At 66.3% G+C, this 19,734-nt stretch carries 17 protein-coding genes and 1 tRNA gene; 14 read left to right on the top strand and 4 right to left on the bottom strand.

Annotation, left to right across the window (positions count from 1 at the left end):
* Positions 1 to 54: 54 nt before the first annotated feature.
* The 5 genes from N416_RS0109270 (at position 55) to N416_RS0109250 (ending at position 6,686) form a co-directional block, all read left to right on the top strand.
* Positions 55 to 1,626, top strand: a complete 1,572-nt coding sequence (locus N416_RS0109270; RefSeq protein WP_024441829.1) for a serine hydrolase — start codon at positions 55 to 57, stop codon at positions 1,624 to 1,626.
* Positions 1,623 to 4,037 carry a cation-translocating P-type ATPase gene (locus N416_RS0109265; protein WP_024441828.1) on the top strand — a complete coding sequence of 805 codons (2,415 nt, stop codon included), beginning with the start codon at positions 1,623 to 1,625 and terminating at the stop codon, positions 4,035 to 4,037. Before N416_RS0109270 ends, N416_RS0109265 begins: the two co-directional genes overlap by 4 nt.
* A gap of 26 nt (positions 4,038 to 4,063) precedes the next feature.
* The gene (locus tag N416_RS0109260; protein ID WP_024441827.1) at positions 4,064 to 4,501 is read left to right on the top strand and encodes an SRPBCC family protein; all 438 of its coding nucleotides are present in this window, start codon (positions 4,064 to 4,066) and stop codon (positions 4,499 to 4,501) included.
* 172 nt (positions 4,502 to 4,673) lie between these two features.
* Entirely contained in the window at positions 4,674 to 6,260 is a 1,587-nt protein-coding gene (locus N416_RS0109255; RefSeq protein WP_024441826.1) for an ABC-F family ATP-binding cassette domain-containing protein, read from the top strand.
* A 9-nt stretch (positions 6,261 to 6,269) separates the two neighbouring features.
* On the top strand, positions 6,270 to 6,686 hold the full coding sequence (locus N416_RS0109250) for a hypothetical protein (protein ID WP_024441825.1): 417 nt from the start codon (positions 6,270 to 6,272) through the stop codon (positions 6,684 to 6,686).
* On the opposite strand, the gene N416_RS0109245 is transcribed toward N416_RS0109250, so the two are convergent.
* On the bottom strand, positions 6,667 to 7,485 hold the full coding sequence (locus tag N416_RS0109245) for an LLM class F420-dependent oxidoreductase (protein ID WP_024441824.1): 819 nt from the start codon (positions 7,483 to 7,485) through the stop codon (positions 6,667 to 6,669). The genes N416_RS0109250 and N416_RS0109245 overlap by 20 nt on opposite strands.
* 42 nt (positions 7,486 to 7,527) lie before the next feature.
* A complete protein-coding gene (locus N416_RS0109240; RefSeq protein WP_024441823.1) occupies positions 7,528 to 8,553 on the bottom strand; it encodes a DUF1214 domain-containing protein in 1,026 nt (341 codons plus the stop codon).
* 312 nt (positions 8,554 to 8,865) lie between these two features.
* Here N416_RS0109240 and N416_RS0109235 point away from each other — a divergent pair, with 312 nt between their 5' ends.
* Together N416_RS0109235 and N416_RS0109230 are read left to right on the top strand one after the other, a co-directional pair.
* Complete coding sequence (locus tag N416_RS0109235; protein WP_046300753.1) at positions 8,866 to 10,830, top strand: hypothetical protein; 1,965 nt, start codon at positions 8,866 to 8,868, stop codon at positions 10,828 to 10,830.
* Between the two features lie 97 nt (positions 10,831 to 10,927).
* A complete protein-coding gene (locus N416_RS0109230) occupies positions 10,928 to 12,715 on the top strand; it encodes an alkaline phosphatase family protein (RefSeq protein ID WP_155943343.1) in 1,788 nt (595 codons plus the stop codon).
* Between the two features lie 31 nt (positions 12,716 to 12,746).
* On the opposite strand, the gene N416_RS0109225 is transcribed toward N416_RS0109230, so the two are convergent.
* A tRNA-Arg gene (locus tag N416_RS0109225) sits at positions 12,747 to 12,822 on the bottom strand.
* A 135-nt stretch (positions 12,823 to 12,957) separates the two neighbouring features.
* The gene (locus tag N416_RS0109220; RefSeq protein ID WP_024441820.1) at positions 12,958 to 13,485 is read right to left on the bottom strand and encodes a CGNR zinc finger domain-containing protein; all 528 of its coding nucleotides are present in this window, start codon (positions 13,483 to 13,485) and stop codon (positions 12,958 to 12,960) included.
* Between the two features lie 80 nt (positions 13,486 to 13,565).
* Here N416_RS0109220 and N416_RS0109215 point away from each other — a divergent pair, with 80 nt between their 5' ends.
* The 7 genes from N416_RS0109215 to N416_RS0109185 are packed head-to-tail and all read left to right on the top strand — an operon-like array spanning position 13,566 to position 19,714.
* Positions 13,566 to 14,438, top strand: a complete 873-nt coding sequence (locus tag N416_RS0109215; RefSeq protein WP_024441819.1) for an alpha/beta fold hydrolase — start codon at positions 13,566 to 13,568, stop codon at positions 14,436 to 14,438.
* Between the two features lie 14 nt (positions 14,439 to 14,452).
* Positions 14,453 to 15,142 (top strand): haloacid dehalogenase type II, encoded by a 690-nt coding sequence (locus N416_RS0109210; protein WP_024441818.1) that lies wholly within the window; start codon positions 14,453 to 14,455, stop codon positions 15,140 to 15,142.
* A 34-nt stretch (positions 15,143 to 15,176) separates the two neighbouring features.
* Positions 15,177 to 16,223, top strand: a complete 1,047-nt coding sequence (locus tag N416_RS0109205; RefSeq protein WP_024441817.1) for a zinc-binding alcohol dehydrogenase family protein — start codon at positions 15,177 to 15,179, stop codon at positions 16,221 to 16,223.
* A gap of 27 nt (positions 16,224 to 16,250) precedes the next feature.
* Entirely contained in the window at positions 16,251 to 17,003 is a 753-nt protein-coding gene (locus N416_RS0109200) for an SDR family oxidoreductase (protein WP_024441816.1), read from the top strand.
* A gap of 26 nt (positions 17,004 to 17,029) precedes the next feature.
* Positions 17,030 to 17,464 carry a hypothetical protein gene (locus N416_RS0109195; RefSeq protein WP_231384095.1) on the top strand — a complete coding sequence of 145 codons (435 nt, stop codon included), beginning with the start codon at positions 17,030 to 17,032 and terminating at the stop codon, positions 17,462 to 17,464.
* A gap of 55 nt (positions 17,465 to 17,519) precedes the next feature.
* Positions 17,520 to 19,199: a GMC oxidoreductase gene (locus tag N416_RS0109190; protein ID WP_024441814.1), complete on the top strand. Its 1,680-nt coding sequence runs from the start codon at positions 17,520 to 17,522 to the stop codon at positions 19,197 to 19,199.
* Positions 19,200 to 19,225: 26 nt separating this feature from the next.
* Positions 19,226 to 19,714 carry a MarR family winged helix-turn-helix transcriptional regulator gene (locus N416_RS0109185; protein WP_024441813.1) on the top strand — a complete coding sequence of 163 codons (489 nt, stop codon included), beginning with the start codon at positions 19,226 to 19,228 and terminating at the stop codon, positions 19,712 to 19,714.
* Positions 19,715 to 19,734 lie beyond the last annotated feature (20 nt).

Below are 19,734 nucleotides of genomic sequence, written 5' to 3'. Positions count from 1 at the left end.
GTTCAGTGAGGCTCGACGTCGCCGCGCCCACTGCGTGGTGGAGGCTCTAGCGCCATGACCAGGTGGGCGGCTACGGCCGGGGCCACTGTGCTGGCCGTTGCGTTGAGCGCGTGCGCTCCGGCGGGGACTCCGGCCGCGCAGCACGACACCCCGCCCAACGAGGTGTCCGGCGTGGACATCCCCGCGGGTCGCGTCGATGCCGCGGTCGCCAAACTCGATGGCCTGGCGCAGGAACTGATGACCAGCACGGGAATTCCCGGGCTGGCCGTCGCGGTCGTACATGGCGGTAAAACCCTGTACGCCAAAGGCTTTGGTGTGCGCGATATCCGCAATGGTGATGGACCGGACAATGCGGTCAACGCCGATACGGTGTTCCAGCTGGCTTCGATGTCCAAACCGGTCGGCGCGACCGTGGTGGCGCAGCAGATCAGCGCGGGGACCATCGCCTGGGACACCCCGGTGGTGACGCAACTTCCCTGGTTCGCGCTGTCGGACCCCTACGTCACCGACCACCTCACCATCGCCGATCTGTACGCCCATCGGTCCGGGTTGCCCGATCATGCCGGCGACCGACTCGAAGACCTCGGCTACGACCGCCGGGAAGTGCTGCAGCGGCTCAGACACCTGCCGTTGGCCCCGTTCCGCAACAACTACGACTACACCAACTTCGGGCTGACCGCCGCCGCCGAGGCGGTTGCCACCGCCGCCGGCATGCCCTGGGAGCAGCTGTCGGCCGACGTGCTGTACCGGCCGCTGGGGATGGCCTCGACCAGTTCCCGTTACGCGGACTTTCTCGCCCGGCCCAACCGCGCGCTCACCCACATCAAGACCGACGATGGTTACCAGCCGCGCTACCAACGCAATCCGGACGCCCAGTCACCGGCCGGCGGGGTCAGTTCCTCGGTCAACGACATGGCCCGGTGGCTGACCTTGGTGCTGGCCAACGGCAGCCACAACGGCACCCAGCTCATCGCGTCCGAAGCGTTGCTGCCCGCGATCACGCCGCAGGTGATCAGTGCCCCGGCCGGCGTCGGCACCGCCCGGCCGGGGTTCTACGGCGAGGGCTTCAACGTGTCGATCACCTCATCGGGGCGCACCCAATACGGCCACTCGGGCGCCTTCCTGCTGGGCGCCGCGACCGCGTTCTCGGCACTCCCGTCGCAGGACGTCGGAATCGTCGTGCTGACCAACGCCACCCCGATCGGGGTCCCGGAGACCTTGATCGCCCAATTTCTGGACCTGGTCCAGTACGGCGAGATCCGCGAGAACTGGCCGACGCTGTACCGTCAGGCGCTGGCGCCGATGTCGCAGCCCGAAGGCGCGCTGCTGGGCGCCCGGCCTCCGGCCCATCCGGCTCCCGCCCGGCCGCTGTCGGAATACCTCGGGGAGTACGCCAACCCCTACTGGGGCCCGGCCACCGTCACCGAGGACCAGGGTGCACTCGACGTGACGCTCGGACCGCAGCACCAGCGATTCCGGTTGAGCCACTACGACGGTGATACCTTCACCTTCGCCCTACAGGGCGAGAACGCTCCGGACGGAACGATATCCAAGGCGACCTTCACCAAGGGCGCGGTGGAGCTGGAGTACTTCGATCACGACAAGCTGGGAAGGTTCACCCGTTGACGACCGCGCGAACCGCTGGACTCACTGACGCGGAAGTCGCCGAGCGGGTTTCGCGAGGCCAGACCAACGACATCCCGGCCCGCGCCGCCCGCAGCGTCCGCGAGATCATCCGCGCCAACGTCTTCACCCGGATCAACGCGATCCTGGGTGTGCTGTTGGCCATCGTGCTCACCACCGGCTCACTGATCAACGGGCTGTTTGGATTGCTCATCGTCTTCAACAGCGTCATCGGCATGGTGCAGGAGATCCGGGCCAAACAGACGCTGGACAAGCTGGCCATCATCGGCCAGGCGAAACCGTTGGTGCGCAGGCAGTCCGGGACGCAGCAGCTCCCGCCGGGTCGGGTGGTGCTCGACGACATCATCGAGCTCGGCCCCGGCGACCAGATCGTCGTGGACGGCGAGGTCATGGAGTCCTCCGACTTAGAGGTCGATGAGTCGCTGCTCACCGGTGAAGCCGACCCGATCGGCAAGGATCGCGGCGATCAGGTGATGTCGGGCAGCTTTGTGGTCTCGGGCAGCGGTGCCTACCGGGCCGCCCGGGTGGGTCGCGAGGCGTACGCGGCCAAACTGGCCGAGGAGGCCAGCAAGTTCACCCTGGTGAAGTCCGAACTGCGCAGCGGTATCAACCAGATCCTGAAATTCATCACCTACCTGTTGATCCCGGCCGGACTGCTGATCATCTACACGCAGTTGTTCACCACCGACGCGGGCTGGCGGGCATCGGTACTGGCGATGGTGGGCGCCCTGGTGCCGATGGTTCCCGAGGGCCTGGTGCTGATGACGTCGCTGGCGTTCGCGCTCGGGGTCGTGCGACTGGGCCAGCGGCAGTGCCTGGTGCAGGAACTGCCCGCGATCGAAGGACTGGCCCGCGTGGACGTGGTCTGCGCCGACAAGACCGGCACTCTCACCGAGAACGGGATGCGGGTGTCGGAGATCACCGAACTCGAGGGCGCCGAAGGACTCCCGGTACACCAAGCGCTGGCCGCGCTGGCCGCCGAAGACGCCCGCCCCAATGCCAGTATCCAGGCCATCGCCGAGGCGTTCCCGACATCGCCGGGTTGGACCTCGAGCGCCTGCGCGCCGTTCAAGTCGTCCACCAAATGGAGCGGCGTCTCATTCCCCGAGCACGGGAACTGGGTGATCGGGGCGCCCGACGTGCTGCTCGAACCGTCCTCGGCGGCCGCCGAGCAAGCCGAACGGATCGGGGCGCGCGGCCTGCGTGTCTTGTTGCTGGGGGTCTGCGGCCGGCCCGTCGACCATCCCGAAGCGCCGGGGCCGGTGACTCCGGCGGCGCTGGTGGTGCTGGAGCAGAAGGTGCGGCCGGACGCCCGAGAAACATTGGATTACTTTGCCGCGCAGGAAGTTTCGGTAAAAGTCATCTCTGGCGATAACGCGGTCTCGGTGGGTGCGGTGGCCGCCGAGCTGGGATTGTCCGGAGACGCGATGGACGCCCGCAAGCTACCCGATGAGCCGGACCGACTGGCCGGTGCGCTGGAGGAACACACCGTGTTCGGCCGGGTGCGCCCCGATCAGAAGCGAGCCATGGTGCACGCCTTGCAGGCCCGCAACCACACGGTGGCGATGACCGGCGATGGCGTCAACGATGTGCTGGCGCTCAAGGATGCCGACATCGGTGTCGCGATGGGGGCGGGCAGCTCAGCGGCTCGCTCGGTGGCCCAGATCGTCTTGCTGGACAACAAGTTCGCCACCCTGCCCTACGTGGTGGGGGAGGGGCGTCGGGTGATCGGCAACATCGAGCGGGTGGCGAACCTGTTTTTGACCAAGACGGTGTATTCCGTGCTGCTCGCGCTGCTGGTGGGCCTGGTGGGACTGGCGTCGGCCCTGTTCGGCACCAAACCGTTGCTGTATCCGTTCCAGCCGATCCACGTCACGGTCGCGGCGTGGTTCACCATCGGCATCCCGGCATTCATCCTGTCGCTCGCGCCGAACAATGAGCGGGCGCACCCCGGTTTCGTTCGCCGGGTGATGAGCGGGGCGCTGCCGGCCGGCGTGGTGGTGGGCATCGCCACCTTCGCGTCCTACCTGGTGGCCTACCGCGGCAGCGAAGCCACCGCGGTCCAGCAGATCCAGGCCTCCACCAGCGCGCTGATCACTTTGCTGACCACCGCGGGATGGGTGCTGGCCGTGGTGGCTCGGCCCTATCAATGGTGGCGGCTGCTGTTGGTGATCAGCTGCGGGCTGGCCTACGTGGCGATCTTCGCGATGCCGCTGACCCGGGAGAAGTTCCTGCTGGACCCCTCCAACACGGCACTGACGTTGCTGGCGCTCGGCATCGGCGCGCTCGGCGCAGCCGCCATCGAGGCGCTGTGGTGGGCCCGGGGCGGCATGCTCGGTGAGCGGCCGAAGTTGTGGCGGGGGTCGGCAACGACCACAATGACCCAGCGATAAACCGCGACACTAGGGGAAAGCACGACATGGCCAAGCTCTCCGGATCCATCGACGTTCCGCTGCCTCCCGAAGAGGCCTGGGCGTACGCCTCGGATCTGTCCCGCTACAAAGAGTGGCTGACCATTCACCGGGTATGGCGCAGTGTGCTGCCCGAAACCCTCGACAAGGGCACCACCTTGGAGTCGATCGTCGAGGTCAAGGGCATGCTCAACAAGATCAGCTGGACGATCGTGAACTACAAGCCACCCGCCGGGATGACGCTCAACGGCGACGGTAAGGGCGGGGTCAAGATCAAGTTACTGGCCAAGGTCGCCCCGCAGGGCGATGGCTCCAAGGTCAGTTTCGACGTGCACCTGGGCGGTCCGGCCCTGTTCGGCCCGATCGGCATGCTGGTGGCCGCCGCACTAAAGAGCGACATCAACGAGTCGCTGCGCAAGTTCGTCACGGTTTTCGCGCCGAGTTAATCGGTTGCACGCCGCGCCATCCCGCCGCTACTGTGGCGGGCGTCCCTGCACAGGAGGTCATGGAATGACAGGCATCGTCGGTCTCACGCCGCCGTCCGCGCGCTGATCACCGCCGAGTTGCCGTAGTCCGGTCCCGGTTGTCAGCGCTCCCGCTGACCTTCCCGGAGACCGCATGTCCCTCCCTTTTTATGACGCCCGCGCTGGCGTCACCCTGACCGATGTCGGCTTCACCTGGCCCGACGGCAGTGCCGCGCTGGCCGGCGTCACCGGCTCGTTCGGTATCGGCCGTACCGGCCTGGTGGGCGCCAACGGCACCGGCAAATCCACCCTGCTTCGGCTCATCGTCGGCGAACTGCGGCCGACCACCGGGCACATCACCACGGTCGGGCAGGTGGCCTACCTGCCGCAGCTGCTCACCCTCGATACCGACGCCTCGATCGCCGAGCTGCTCGGTGTCTCCGACCGCCTCGCCGCGCTGCGGGCGATCGAAGGCGGAGACGCCGCCGAGGCCCATTTCGAAGTGGTCGGTGACGACTGGGACATCGAATCCCGCGCCGATGCGGCACTGCGCGACATCGGATTTGGATCGGGCGACCTCGATCGCCGAGTCGCCGAACTGTCCGGCGGGGAGGCCATGCTGGTGGCGTTGACCGGGCTGCGGCTGGCGGCCGCCCCGATCACCCTGCTCGATGAGCCGACCAACAACCTGGACCGCGCCGCGCGCACCGGGTTGGCGCGGCTGGTCGACACATGGCCCGGCTCGCTCATTGTGGCCAGCCACGACACCGCGCTGCTGGAGCAGATGGACTGCACCGCTGAGCTTTACGACGGACGACTCACCACGTTCGGCGGCCCCTACAGCGCCTGGCGGGCGCACCTGCACGCCGAGCAGGCCGCCGCCCGGGCGGCGGCCCGCACCGCTGGGCAGGTGGTCAAGGTGGAGAAGCGCCAGCGGGTGGAAGCCGAGACCAAACTCGCTCGACGCAACCGGGCGGCCCAGGTCGCCCACCAGAACAAGCGTGCCGCCAAGATCGTGATGAACCAGAACGCCGCCAATGCCCAGGTCTCGGCGGGCAAGCTGCGCGGGCATCTGGACGGTCGGGTTCGTGATGCCCAAGCCGACTTGGAGGCCGCCTCCGCCCGGGTTCGTCGCGAGGAACACATTCGCGTGGATCTGCCGGATCCGGAGGTGCCCAACAGCCGCCGGCTGGCCGAGCTGCCCGGAGCCGACGGACCGGTCTTGGTGCAGGGACCGGAGCGCATCGCCCTGGACGGCCCGAACGGGGTGGGCAAGACGACGCTGCTGGAAGCACTGCTGAGCGGTGATGCCGGGCGACTGCTGACCGACCGGGTCGGATACCTGCCGCAACGCCTGGACCACCTGGCCGACACCGTGTCCGCGTTCGACGCGGTGTCGGCGGTCTCCGGCGGGCAGCCGCAGGCGGTGCGCGCCCAACTGGCCCGATTCCTGCTGACCGAGGACCGGGTGGCCCGGCCGGTCGGCACCCTGTCCGGTGGTGAGCGATTCCGCGTCGCGCTGGCACAACTACTGCTCGCCGATCCACCGCCGCAGTTGTTGTTGCTCGACGAGCCGACCAACAACCTCGACCGGGACAGCGTCGGTCAGCTCGTCGACGCGCTGAGCGGCTATCGCGGAGCCTTCATCGTGGTGAGTCACGACGACGAGTTCCTGGGACGGCTCGGCCTGAGCAGAACGTTGTCGATGCCGCGCAGCGGAGTGCTGGTCGATGCGAGCTAGTGTCACAACATGACTCGCTACCGTCCCGGTTGGCTGATTGCGCTGTGCGCGGCCCTGCTGTCGGGCAGTGCCTGGCTGCCGTGGCTGACCACCTCGGCCGAGGGTGGCGGGCATGCCAGTGCGATCGGCGGCAGCGCCGGTGCCATCGCGCTGCCGCCCCGCTTTGGGGTCGGCCAGCTGATCGTGCTGCTCGCCTCCGTGCTGCTGGTGGCCGGCGCGATGGTGGCCCGGGCGCTGTTCACCCGGCTGGCCGCGGTCGTCGCAGTGCTCGACTCCGCGCTGATCACCGCACTGGGCATCTGGTACTACCGGCTGAACGTCGCGGCACCCATCAACGCCGGCTACGGGCTCTATATCGGCGCCGTCGCCGTCGTGGGTGCGTTGTGCTGTTCGGTGTGGGCGCTAATCACCGCAGTGCGGCGATGACCTCGGAGAACGCATCGGCGTGTTGCTGCTGGACGGTGAAGTAACTGATCCCGTACCGGTGGCGGCGTTCGCGCAGCGTGTCGGCCATCTCGTCAACGGACCCGGACAGCACCGCGGGCGAGGCCAGCAGTTCCTCATCCGACAGTGTCGGCGCGAACCGGCGGGTCAGTGACAGATCGGGTATCCCGGAGCCGTCGGTCGGCATCGCCGTGATGGCCAGGTTCAGTTCGAGGGCATCAAAGCGGTTGCCGGCGGCTGCGCGGACGAAGTCGACCCGCTCGGCCAGGGAATCGTCGGCGCCGTCCACCCGCGACCCGGTCAATCCGATGATGTCGGCGTGGCGAGCTGCCGCGGTCAGTAGCCGGTCACCACTGCCGGCGATCAGGATGGGCACGCGCGGCTGGTGTGTCGCCAGGTACTTCGTCACGTGCTCGAGGTATTCGACGCGGCGGCCGGCGCTGGGAAAGGGCAGCTCGGCGGCCTCGAACTCCGCGCGCACGTATCCCGCTCCCAGGCCCACCTCGAGCCGCCCGCCCGACAGCACGTCGGTGTCGGCGATGTCGCGGGCCAACAGTGCCGGTTTGTAGAAGCAGGCGTTGAGCACGTAGGTGCCCACCCGGATCCTCGAGGTGGCCGCGGCAGCGGCGACCAGAACCGGGAACGGGGCTGGGGCGCCAAGATGATCGGGAACGTGCAGGACGTCGAATCCAAAGCCTTCCAGCCGCCGTGCGGTCTCGGTGAGTTCGGTCGCCGACCGAATCGGGTTCAGGCCCACTCCGAAGCGAAACTGCTTGTCCACCAGCTACCTCCTCAACCGGCTTGCCGGGTGCCGGCCCTGTGGTCAGCGTGCCGGCCGCGACGGCGCCGGCGGGGGCGTTGCCGCGGGACCGGGTGCCGGTGCCGGAGAACGGGTCTCGCTGCTCGATGACTCTTCGGGTTGCGCCGCCGGGAAGACCCACTTGCCCGACAAGATCTCCTTGTCCGGCTGGTAGAGCCGGACCAGGTAGTTCCAGCCCGGCGTGGTGGGCAGGCAATTGGCTTTGTTGTCGTCGGAACATCCCCCGAACTGCACGGTCACCGATCCGTCCGCCGCTTTGTCCGCGGTGATGTTGTTGACCGAGTACGCCTGCTGCGGGTTCTCCGTGAAGTAGCCGTTCTTGTTGTAGACGGTGACCGACCAGAACGCCTTCACCGGAACGTCTTTGACGGTGAGGCGGTATACCGTGTTGCCGTCGTTGCGGGCCGGGGTGACATTGAGGTACAACGCCTCCTTCTCGGAGTTGCCGCCCCACGCCGCGGCCGCCCCGATCAGATGCCGCACCGGGTCGGTTTCGGCCTCGCTGCCGAACATGCCCCGGGTGTCGGGGATCGTTTGGGCCAGCTCCAACAGCGCGTCGCTGACCTTCTTCTGGCTGACCGGATCCCACCGGGGCACGTCGAAGCTGCCGGTGTCGTCTTGGTGCGCGGTGATCGCGTCCTGCAGGCGGTGGGCTGCGGCGAGGTCGGCGGGATCGTTGGGGTCGGCCAGGATGCGAATGGCGACGGCCACATAGCGGGTGCCGACATGCTGCTGATCCAGCGTGTGCTCGCCGCCGCCGTAGAACATGTCCGTGACGTATTCGTCCTGGTTGATCACCTGCGCCGACATGTACCGCTGACCGGGATCGGGCAGCGTCAGGGTGACCGGACTGGCTTGCAGGTCGAACACCGCCGCCGAATACAGGGTGTCCCGATTGGACCGCACCACCAGCTGCCGGTCGACCGGGGTGACGTCGCGCATGTGGAAGAAACGGCCGAAGCCGTTCTCGTTGACGATGTTGGTGAATTCCTGGTCGGTGACCGCCCGCACGAAGTTGTCCGGCGACACCAACACCATGCCGTTGGGGGTGCTGCGGGGGGCCACGTTCGCGACCGGGTCGGTGCCGGTCTTCGTCACGGTCAGCCCGCATCCGCTCAGGACCAGTGCTGCTGTCACCGTTCCGCACGCAGAAAGCCATCGCTTGGACATGCAGCGCAACCTACCGGGCGGTCCCGGTTGATGCAGGCAAGGGGTTTATCGACACGGGTTGCGGCGGGGCGCGGCGACTATTGCACCCGCCAAGCCCTCGACGTATCGTCGGAAAATAAAAATTCGCCGTGATTTAAACCAGAGAATCATGAACAAGATCGGGGAGTGGTCGTGGGCGTGATCGCAAGCGGAGCAGTGGGCCGGCCGAGCCGCATCCAGCGGTACGGCGTCGCCGCGGCCGCGGTGGGCAGCGCGTTGTCGCTGGTGATGGGCTCGCCGGTGACGGCCGCGGCGAGCGCGCCGCCCGCGGTGGCGTTGACAGCGACGTACGGGTTCCAGCCCGCGATCGATGCGCTGATCGCGGAGATGCAGCGGCTGGTCGAGCTCAACATGACCTTGCCGTACGCGACGCCCGGCAGCGAAGACAACGTGATGTTGATGCTGCAGAACACCAACTACCAGTTGCTCAGCGCCGGCCTCTCACGAGTCACCCAACTGTTCAACGGCGTTTTCTTTCAGTCGCCAGAGGCGATCGCGGGCAACGCCACCGAGCCACGGCAGTATTTCGACTTCTTCACCCCCGACATCTATTACCGGGTGACCGCCGGTCTGGCGCCCGGTGCGACCTACGTCCTGCACGGCACCCTCGGCGGTGGTACGGAGCATTTCGCGATCAGCACGCAGGCCATCACCGGCGGCACGGCGCAGGCGATCGAAGACCTGGAACTGGGCGACGGCTTGGTGCTCAATCCCGACGGCACCTTCACCGTCTACATCGGACCGGAGGCGCCGGCCGGAGCGCTGAACTTCATGGACACCACCGACGCCACCGTCGGCGGCGCCGCGTCGCTGTTGATCCGGGACATCCTCGGCGACTGGGCGAAGGGTCCGGGCAGCGTCACCGTGCAATGTGTGGCCGACTGCCCGCCGTTCTTCGCTATCCCCGAGGGCGGGTTCTTCCCCAGTGACGACCCGGTGTCGACCACGCTGGCAGATTCCGGTGGCCTCGGATCGGTCGACTCGATCCTCACCACCCTTTTCAGTGCCTTCGCTCAGGTCGTCGGCCCGTTCAACACGCGGGCAATCGAAGGCGGCGCCTCGGTAGGCATGAACATTCCCGCCAACACCATGCATGACCTGGGCCCCCAGACGAGCTACGGTGCCGGCCTGGCCAGTGCGGTGGTCACCGGCGGCAACTTCGACCTGGATTCCGATGAGGCTCTGGTCATCAAGGTGCCGAACGTGGAGTCGGCTTACAGCGGCATTCAACTGATGAACGTCTACGGCGGTGCGCTGCCCTACGTCATGGCGCAATCCACGCTGAACCACACCACGACCTACCACGACCCCGATGGCTACACCTATTACGTTGTCAGCGCCACCAATCCGGGCGTGGCGAACTGGCTGGACACCGGGGGCCTGTCGCGAGGCGAGATCTTCGCGCGCTTCGAACACGTCGCCGATCCCGACAGCGTCTTGGGACTGGGAGTGACGGCTCAAGTCGTGCCGATCAGCGAGCTCAACGACTACCTCCCCGACGGCACCCCGACGGTGAGCCCCGAGGAGTTCGCCGCCGACATGACGCAGCGAGTGTTGTCCTACGGCTATGCGCTGGATATGTCCCGGATGACCGCCCAGCCCGACTGGGTGCTGCAGAACCTCCTGATGAACGGGCTGCAAGGCCTGATGGGCAATGAGAACTTCGAGGCCGTCTTCGCCAGCCAGCCCGTCACGCCGATGGAGCTGCGCTTCACCGAGGCGCTCAGCCCGGATTGGGACGCCGTGGTGCGCAGTGTCCTGGAAAACCCGATGGAAAGCCTGTCCGCGGTCTGGAACGCCCTGCCGCTGCTGGCCAGCAACATCAACCTGCCCATCGCACTAGGGCTGGCGCAGACCGCCCTCTCGGTGGTGATGCCCCAGTTGTTCATCCCCGCTATCGACGGATTGCTGTTCGACCCCAACACCAGCATCTTGGCCGGACTGCTCAATGCCCGGGACAACCTGGCGACGGTGATCCTGACCGCCAACGACGACTGGCCGACCGAACTCAGTGCCCAGGCAGCCCAGCAGTGGGCGAACATGTCCGACCTGATCGCCGACACTCCGAGCTTCAGCCTGGCCGATCTGTTCGGCTAACCCCACGGTCGCGCGATTCTGTCGACTTCCTGTGGCTCTGAAATGTATTAGCTGGGGCTTCTTGACGGCCTAGCGGTGCCTGAGGATTGTCGGAACCATGGCTCTTCGGCGTCTGAGGATGGGGATGACGGGCGCGGCCAGCGTGGTTGTGGCGCTGGGACTGGGGCAGTTGGCGTCCGCGCCCGAAGCCCATGCCGATGAGTTCGACGTCTTCATCGACCAAGTCCTCAATGCGATGACAAGTTTCCTGGAGCAGGACTCGGTCACCACGGTCCTGGGTCCACAGCTGGACACCGAACTCGTCAGCTGGCTCAACAGTCTCGATCCGATTGCCCCGCTCCACGCCGACACGCAACTGATGAGTCAGAACCTGCTGGTCAACCCGGGCTTCGAAACAGCCGATCCGTCCGGGTCCGGCTATAGCGGGGTGCCCATTCCGGGCTGGACCGAGACCGGCACGCCGACCGTGATCGCCTACGGCACCCCGGTCGGATATCCGTCCCCGGTGGCTTTTCCGTTGCCGACGGTGTCGGGGTTGTTCGGCTTTCCGCAGACCGCGCCGCCGGGCGGCGGCGACAACTTCGCCGGCGGCGGACCGGTGGGCACCTCCACCATCAGCCAAACCGTCGACGTCACCGGCGCGGCCGGAACGCCGTATGCGCTCAGTGCCGATCTGGGTGGCCAAACGTGGAACCCGTCCTATGCCTCAGTGCAGGTCAGCTTCCTCGACGCCGACGGGAATGTGGTGGGCACCGGCTCGCTCAACCCCGTCACGGTCTGGGATCGCTGGGGTTTCACCGGATTTGAGGAACGCGAGATCACGGGGACAGTCCCGGACGGCGCGGTCTCCGCAAAGGTGACCACGACCTTCACCGACGAAAACCAGTACCTCGGCGACTACAACGGCGCCTACGCCGACAACGAGTCGTTCACGGTCGGCGATCCCAGCCTCACCGCGGCGCCGCTCACCACACCGACGTCAGACGTCGGCCAACTCGATCACGTGTTCGTGATCTACGTGGAGAACAAGGGTGCCGCCGACATCGTCGGTAGCCCCAACGCGCCGTACATGAACAGCCTGATCAACACCTACGGCTACGCGGACAATTACTACGCGTTGGGCCACCCCAGCGACCCGAACTACTTCCGGATCCTGGGCGGCTCGGACTTCGGCATCGACTACAACTCTGCCCCGAACTCGATCAACGCCCCGAGCCTCATGCAGGAGATGGACCTGGCGGGCATCAGCTGGGCCGGCTACGCGCAGAGCATGCCGTCGGCGGGCGCCATCGTGTCATCGGGGGACTACTCCGCCGATGAACTGCCCTTCACCCAATTCAGTTACGTCTACGGCAACACCCCCGATTACCTGCAGGAGCACCTGCTTCCGCTGACGCAGTTGTCCACCGACCTCGCTGACCCGAGCAAGTTCCCCGGATTCACCTGGATCGCTGCCAACGAGGACAACAACGGGGAAGGCCCGGTCGACTCACTCAGCGGCGTTCTCCAGTTCATCGCCACACAGCTCGGCGACCATCAGTACAACGTCTCGGCCGCCGACCAGTTCGTCCAGCAGGAGGTCTCCACCATCGAGAGCTCGAAGACGTGGACCGACCCGGACGAGCGGGACGTCATCATCATCACCACGGACGAGGACAACAACAACCTCTCACTGGGCTTCGGTAACCAAGGCAATAACGCTCCGATGATCGTCATCCCGAGTGCGGGCGCCGTGACGTACGGGGGGATGCAGTCAGGCAACTTCACCACCGACGCCTATTACAACCAGTACAGCCTGATGGCCACCATCGAAGACGCCTTGGGCCTGGCCCCGCTCACGGCCAACGACACCTACGCCCAGGCCATGAACGCCTTCTGGAAGTAGCGGCCGTCCCGAAGTCGTACACCCCAAAAACTGGTGCCCCCGGCAGGATTCGAACCTGCGACACCGGCTTTAGGAGAGCCGTGCTCTATCCCCTGAGCTACGGGGGCGGGGGACCTGGAAAGCGGTCGGTGTAGAGAACCCGCGGGGCCGTCCCATGGTAGTCCGCGATCCCGCCGCCGCGGCATTTGGGCTCGCGGCGACGCGAACGCGTCCCCCGTGCGCGAGTGGGCGCGTCGGGCGCTTCAGTCGCTGGTCGTGGCCTTGCTTCGCTGGTAGTGGCGGCGTGCCTTCATCCGGTTGCCGCAGATGGCCATCGAGCACCACCGGGCCGTGTTGGGCTTGCTGCGATCAATCAGGAACAGCTGGCAGTCGGCATTGGCGCAGGGACGTAGTCGCCCCGGGCTGGAGATTCGCAAACCGTCCCAGGCGAGGATGGCGCGCGCCGCGGCCGTCGACGTCTCACCGGTGTCCAGGGTCCAGGTGATGCCGTGGTCGCTGACTGTCGCCGAGAGTCCGACTCCACCGAGGAACGGCTGCAAGTCCTGCGGTGTCCGGTCTCCACGCACGATGTCTTGCAATGCATCCCGGACGTCGCGGAGCTCTTGAAGGAGTTGTCCGTTTGCCGGGCCGAGGTCGCGGGAACTCAACCACGCCGGTGCCGTCACCGGGTCCGCGAGTTCATCGCGTGCCACGCCGTCGATGACGGGGGTGGAGTTGAGCAGGTCCAAGAGCAGCGCCTCGTCGCTGCGTCCGGCCACCACGATATCCATATAACCTCCAAAAATCTATTGACAGGTTACAGTACGGGTGCTTGACTCCTAACTATCAAAAATGATTTAAGGAGTTAGATATGGTTCCTACGGCCAGCTTCCACCACGCCACCGTCGACGGGCACCGGTTGTTCTACCGCGAAGCCGGACGCAGCGATGCGCCCGCCGTCGTGCTGCTGCACGGTTTTCCGACCAGCTCTTACATGTTTCGAGACCTCATCACCCGCCTGGCGGACGACTACCACGTGATCGCCCCGGACTACCTCGGCTTCGGCTACTCGGACATGCCGCTGGCGAGCGAGTTCGACTACACCTTCGACAATCTCGCGGACCTCACGCAGGCGCTGCTGGACCAGTTGGGGTTGGACCGCTACGCGATCTATGTCCAGGACTACGGGGCCCCGATCGGCTGGCGGCTGGCGCTGAACCGCCCCGACTCCATCACCGCGATAGTCACGCAGAACGGCAACGGTTATGACGAGGGCTTTGTCGAAGGCTTCTGGAAAACCGTCTGGGACTACCAGCGTGAGCAGACGCCCGAGACCGAGGCGGCCATCCGGACGGCGCTGGATGCCGAGTCGATCAGATGGCAGTATCTGACCGGCGCCCCGGATGAGTCCTTGGTCAGCCCGGACACCTGGACATTGGATGCCGCGCTACTGGCTCGCCCGGGTAATGACGAAATCCAACTCAAACTGTTCCGGGACTACGCCACAAATCCGCCGATGTATCCCGCTCTGCACGAGTACCTGCGCACCAGTGGAGTTCCGGTGCTGGCGGTCTGGGGTCAAGGGGACCCGATCTTCGGCCCTGAGGGTGCCCGAGCATTCGGCCGCGACGCCAGCGACCCGGAGATCCATCTGCTCGACGGCGGCCACTTCCTGCTGGAGACCGCTGCCGACGAGGTTGCCGCCCTGATCAAGGGCTTCTTGGTCCGGGTCGGCGGGAAGTAGCCGTCCTGGCCGGCATGGCCCGACCTGCGGTCCTGGTCTTCGACGTCAACGAGACCCTTGTCGACATCGAGGCACTGGAGCCGTACTTCGCCAGGCTGTTCGGGCGTCCCGGAGCGCTTCGGGAGTGGTTTGGCCAGCTGGTCATGTATTCGATGGCCGTCACACTGGTCGACTGCTATACCGACTTCTTCGCTCTGGGGCAGGCCGCGGCGCGGATGCTCGCCGAGATATCCGGTGTGGAGTTGGCCGACGGCGACGTGGCGGCCCTCACCGACGCGATGGCCACCATGCCGGCACATTCCGATGCGGCGTCCGGACTGGCACGCCTGCGCGACGACGGCTACCGGTTGGTGGCGCTGACCAACTCGCCGAGACAGCCCGGCCGCCCAACGGCATTGGAAAGTGCAGGCCTGGGCGGCTATTTCGAGCGGCAGTTCAGCGTGGACGAGCTACGGATCTTCAAGCCCGCAACCGCGCTGTATCAGCACACGGCTCGCGAACTGGGAGTTCGGCCCTCGGCTTGCATGATGGTCGCCGCCCATGCGTGGGACACCATCGGCGCGCAATCCGCCGGATTCAGCGGCGCGTTGATCGCGCGCCCCGGCAACGCGCCGCTGCGAGCGGACGGGCTTCACCAGCCTGACTTCATCGCAGCCGACCTCGTCGATCTCGCGGGGAAACTGGCGCAGATCTTCGAAAAATAGCACGCACCAACGATCTTCATAGGAGACGAGACGTATGTCCACCACACCGACACCAGCCATTCCAACCGAACCCGCGGTGGTGCGAGAAGCCGCGGTCGGCCCCACCATGCGGGCCATCGTTCTCGACGGCTTCGGCGATCTGGATGTCTTGACCTACACCGACATCCCCAAGCCACTGCCGAAACATGGCGAGGTGGTGATCAGGGTCAAGGGATTCGGCATCAACCACGCCGAGATGCACATGCGCCGCGGCGAGTGGGCCGAGGCCGCCGAAGTCAGTGGTATCGAATGCGTGGGCATCGTCGATGCCTGCCCGGGAGGTGAGTTCCGGGTTGGTGCCAAAGTCGCGGCGTTGATGGGCGGGCTGGGCCGGACCATCAACGGCAGCTACGCCCAGTTCACTCGGGTGCGCGCTGAGAACGTCGCCCTGATAGAGGCGGATCTTCCGTGGGATCAGCTGGCCGCGCTGCCGGAAACCTATGCCACCGCATGGACCTGTCTGTTTCGCAACCTCAATCTGACCGCCGGTCAGACCGTCGTGATCCGTGGGGCGACATCGTCTTTCGGCCAGGCGGCCGCAAAACTGGCGGTGGAGGCCGGTGCTCGGGTGATCGCCACCACGCGCAACCGTGACCGGTTCGGCATGCTGTCTTCCCTCGGCGTCGAACGCGCCGAACTCGAGATCCCCGATCTGAGTGCACACATAACCGAGGCCAAGCGCATCGACGCCATTCTCGACCTCGTGGGCAACAGTACGATCCTCGACTCCTTGAACATGCTGCGCCGGGGCGGTACGGCGTGCTTGGCCGGCTGGCTCGGCGGGCTGGATCCGATCGCTGACTTCAACCCGTTGCTGCAGATGGCCAGCGGTGTCAACCTCAGCTTCTTCGGAAGCTTTGTGTTCGGCACTCCCGGCTTTGCGTTATCGGATGTGCCGCTTCAGGACATCGCCGACAAAGTGCGCGATGGTCGCCTGAAAGCCGCGCCCTCGCGGGTCTTCCGCTTCGATCAGATCCGCGAAGCGCATCGCGTCATGGAAGCAGGGGAGGCTCAGGGCAAAATGGTGGTCTTGGTCGACTGACGTCCAGCCACGTGGAAGGGTGCACCCATGAAGATCGCGGTTGCCGGCGGTACCGGCAAGACCGGACGCAAGGTCGTCGAGCATCTCGACAGCCAGGGGCACCACCCGGTGATCCTCGCCCGCGCACACGGGGTCGACCTCCTGGAAAACGCCGGAATCGATGCCGCGCTCGACGGTGTCGAGGCCATCATCGATGTCGTCGACTTCGCGACCATGAACGCCAAGAAGGCGCGGGCGTCCTTCGGAACCGCGACCGAGAATCTGCTGGCCGCCGCGCAGCGCAACGGAGTCCGCCACCACGTCGCGTTGTCGATCGTCGGCGTGGACCGGGTGCCCAGTGGCTACTACCAGGGCAAGCTGCACCAGGAGGAAGTGATCCGGGCCGGTGCCGTCCCGTGGACGATCCTGCGTGCCACCCAGTTTCACGAGTTCGCCGACCAGATCCTGGGGCAGGTGCCCGGCCCGATCGCGGTGATACCGGCCATGCGCTGCCAGCCGATAGCCGTCAGCGAAGTCGCCGCGCATCTGTGCACCCTGGCCGTCGGTGAGCCCCAGCAGATGGCGCCCGAACTCGCGGGCCCCCAGGTGGAGTCGATGGTCGACATGGCTCGGCAGTTGCTGCGCCGCCTCAGGCAGCGCCGACCGGTGATCCCCCTGCGGCTGCCCGGCGCGGTCGGAAAGGCCATGGCCGGCGGCGCGCTGCTGCCCGCGCACCCGGGCCCGCGAGGCCAGCAGACCTTCGCCGAGTGGCTGGACGCCCACGTTCCGGCTGTTCGGTGAGCCGCATGTCGTCACACAATCGCCCGGTGCGTCGTCAATGGGGTATGAACCTCACCGCGCATCGCCTCTGTCTGATCGTGTTGACCATCTTCGGGCTCAGCCTCGGGCTGTGGGCGTATTTTGCCCCGCTGCACTGGTACACGACGTTTCCCGGAATGGGCATGACCTGGCTGCCGGTACTGGGCCCTTATAACGAGCACCTCGTCAAGGACGTCGGCGGCATGTTTTCGGGGTTGGGCGTGCTCAGCGCGCTGGCCGTGTACTACCTGCGCAACCGCGCCGTCGTCGTCATCACGGGGGTCAGCTGGTCGACGTTCAACCTGCTGCACCTGATTTATCACCTCGGCATGCTGCACATGTACGGGCCGCGGGACGCGGTGCTGAACGCGGTCGGCCTGAGCCTGCTCCTGGTGGTATCGCTTGCGCTGCTTATACCCACACGCACGTCCACAGCGGGATAGATTCCGGTGTCGTGATGTGCCCCGCCCGCTCCGGGCGACAGCTCCGAGGACCTGCATGACAAATGACTACGACGTCGTGGTGATCGGCTCCGGGTTCGGGGGCAGCGTGTCCGCTCTGCGCCTGACGGAGAAGGGCTACCGGGTCGGCGTACTGGACATGGGGCGCCGCTGGCAACCCGCCGATTTCCCGCCCAACAACTGGCACGTCCGCAAGGCCATGTGGGCGCCGAAACTGGGCTGCTTCGGTCCGCAGCGGCTGACGGTGCTGGGCAAGACGTTCATCGCCAGCGCCGTCGGGGTCGGCGGCGGCTCGTTGATCTACGGCAACACCCTTTACGAGCCGTTGGAACGGTTCTTCGATGATCCGCAGTGGGCGCACATCACCGACTGGAGAGATGAGCTCGCGCCGTACTACGACCAGGCTCGACGGATGCTGGGAGTGACACCCACCCCGCACACCACCCCCGCCGACGAGGTCTTGCTGGCGGTGGCCCGAGATCTGGGTGTCGAAGACACCTACCACCCTACCAACGTCGGAGTCTTTTTCGGCGACGAGCCCGGCACGACGGTTCCGGATCCGTTCTTCGGCGGGGCCGGCCCCGAGCGCTCCGGCTGCATCGGTTGCGCGCAGTGCTTCACCGGGTGCCCGCACAACGCGAAGAACACCACCGAGACCAACTACCTGTACCTGGCCGAGCGTGCCGGCGCCCAGATTCATCCGATGACGATGGTCACCGATGTGCGGCCCGACGGTGCCGGGGGTTATGTGGTCAGCACGGTGCGCACCGGCCGGTGGGTGCGCAAGCGCAAGCGGGACTTCATCACGGGTCAGGTGGTGTTCGCCGCGGCCTCGCTGGGCACCCAGCGGCTGCTGCACAAGCTGCGCGACACCGGATCACTGCCGCACCTCTCGGACCGCCTGGGCGAGCTGACCCGCACCAATTCCGAAGAGGTGCCGGTGGTGTTCGCGCCCGATCGTGACGACTTCGCCCAAGGCGTGGCGATCACCTCCTCAATCCACCCGGAGGCCAACACCCATATCGAGGTGTGTCGCTACGGCAAGGGCTCGAACCTGCTGTCGATGATGGGCACCCATCTGATCGACGGGGGGCCGTGGCGTTTCGCGCGACTCATGCTGACCATCGCACGCCATCCGGCGATGATGCTGCACAGTATGTTCCCGCGCAACGCCTCGGCGCACTCGATCATCGTGCTGGTGATGCAGTCGCTGGACAACTCGCTGACCACCTACCGCAAAAGAGGCCTCTTCGGCACCCGGATGACGGCGAAACAGGGTGTGGGCGAACCTAATCCGGACTGGATCCCGATCGCCCACGACGTGGCGCGCCGGATGGCCGACAAGGTCGGCGGGATGGCCGGCGGTACCTACCTGGACGCGCTTAACATCCCGTTGACGGCGCACTTCATCGGCGGCTGCCCCATCGGTGACTCGGCGCAGACCGGCGTCATCGATCCCTATCAGCGGGTCTTTGGGCACCCCGGTCTGCACGTTGCCGACGGGTCGGCGATCACCGCCAATCTGGGTGTGAACCCCTCGTTCACCATCACCGCGCAGGCCGAACGGGCGATGGCTCTGTGGCCCAACAACGGCGAGCCGGACCCCCGCGTGCCGCTGGGTCAGCCGTACCGACGCATCGCACCGGTTCGGCCTGTGCGGCCGGCCGTGCCCGAGAGTGCACCCGGCGCGTTACGGCTGCCGCTGTTCCCAGCCTGATCGCAGCGATAGTGTTGTCAACCGTCATGAAACCGGATGATGATGCTGGTGCCCGAACCGCGCTGGAGTCGCTGATATCTGCCGATATGCGGCAGCTCGCCGCCCAATCCGAACAGATCGGCCAGCGGTTCGCCGGTACCAACAACGTTCGTCAGACCGATTTCCGCGCCCTGCTGCACATCATGGTTGCTGAGACAGCCGGGTCCCCAATCAGTCACAGTGAGCTGCGGCAACGCATGGGACTTTCGGGTGCGGCCATCACCTATCTGGTCGATCGTCTCATCGAGTCCGGTCATGTGCGGCGCGAAGCTCACGCCTCGGATCGACGTAAGGTCACGCTGCGGTACTCCGAACTCGGCTTGGCCACCGCCAGAGCGTTTTTCACGCCGCTGCAAGGTCACATGCACCGCGCGCTGTCCGAGTTCTCCGACGCCGAACTGCAGACTGCGCATCGGGTTGTCGCTGCCGTGACCGCAGCGATGCGACAGTTCTATTCCGAACTGGGGACCCCGTGAGCCCGTGCCGGCAGGCCCGC

The organism is Mycobacterium sp. UM_WGJ, from assembly GCF_000455125.1.
In the GTDB taxonomy this organism is placed as follows: domain Bacteria; phylum Actinomycetota; class Actinomycetes; order Mycobacteriales; family Mycobacteriaceae; genus Mycobacterium.
Note: the sequence above shows the minus strand (reverse complement) of the source record. Positions and strands in the feature narration are given on the sequence as shown.

Coding starts and splice junctions, on each gene's coding strand:
- N416_RS0109190 (WP_024441814.1), top strand. CDS start 17,520: ATGACAAATGACTACGACGTCGTGGTGATCGGCTCCGGGTTCGGGGGC.
- N416_RS0109250 (WP_024441825.1), top strand. CDS start 6,270: ATGACTCGCTACCGTCCCGGTTGGCTGATTGCGCTGTGCGCGGCCCTG.
- N416_RS0109270 (WP_024441829.1), top strand. CDS start 55: ATGACCAGGTGGGCGGCTACGGCCGGGGCCACTGTGCTGGCCGTTGCG.
- N416_RS0109260 (WP_024441827.1), top strand. CDS start 4,064: ATGGCCAAGCTCTCCGGATCCATCGACGTTCCGCTGCCTCCCGAAGAG.
- N416_RS0109255 (WP_024441826.1), top strand. CDS start 4,674: ATGTCCCTCCCTTTTTATGACGCCCGCGCTGGCGTCACCCTGACCGAT.
- N416_RS0109230 (WP_155943343.1), top strand. CDS start 10,928: ATGGCTCTTCGGCGTCTGAGGATGGGGATGACGGGCGCGGCCAGCGTG.
- N416_RS0109200 (WP_024441816.1), top strand. CDS start 16,251: ATGAAGATCGCGGTTGCCGGCGGTACCGGCAAGACCGGACGCAAGGTC.
- N416_RS0109220 (WP_024441820.1), bottom strand. CDS start 13,485: ATGGATATCGTGGTGGCCGGACGCAGCGACGAGGCGCTGCTCTTGGAC.
- N416_RS0109185 (WP_024441813.1), top strand. CDS start 19,226: ATGAAACCGGATGATGATGCTGGTGCCCGAACCGCGCTGGAGTCGCTG.
- N416_RS0109215 (WP_024441819.1), top strand. CDS start 13,566: ATGGTTCCTACGGCCAGCTTCCACCACGCCACCGTCGACGGGCACCGG.
- N416_RS0109205 (WP_024441817.1), top strand. CDS start 15,177: ATGTCCACCACACCGACACCAGCCATTCCAACCGAACCCGCGGTGGTG.
- N416_RS0109210 (WP_024441818.1), top strand. CDS start 14,453: ATGGCCCGACCTGCGGTCCTGGTCTTCGACGTCAACGAGACCCTTGTC.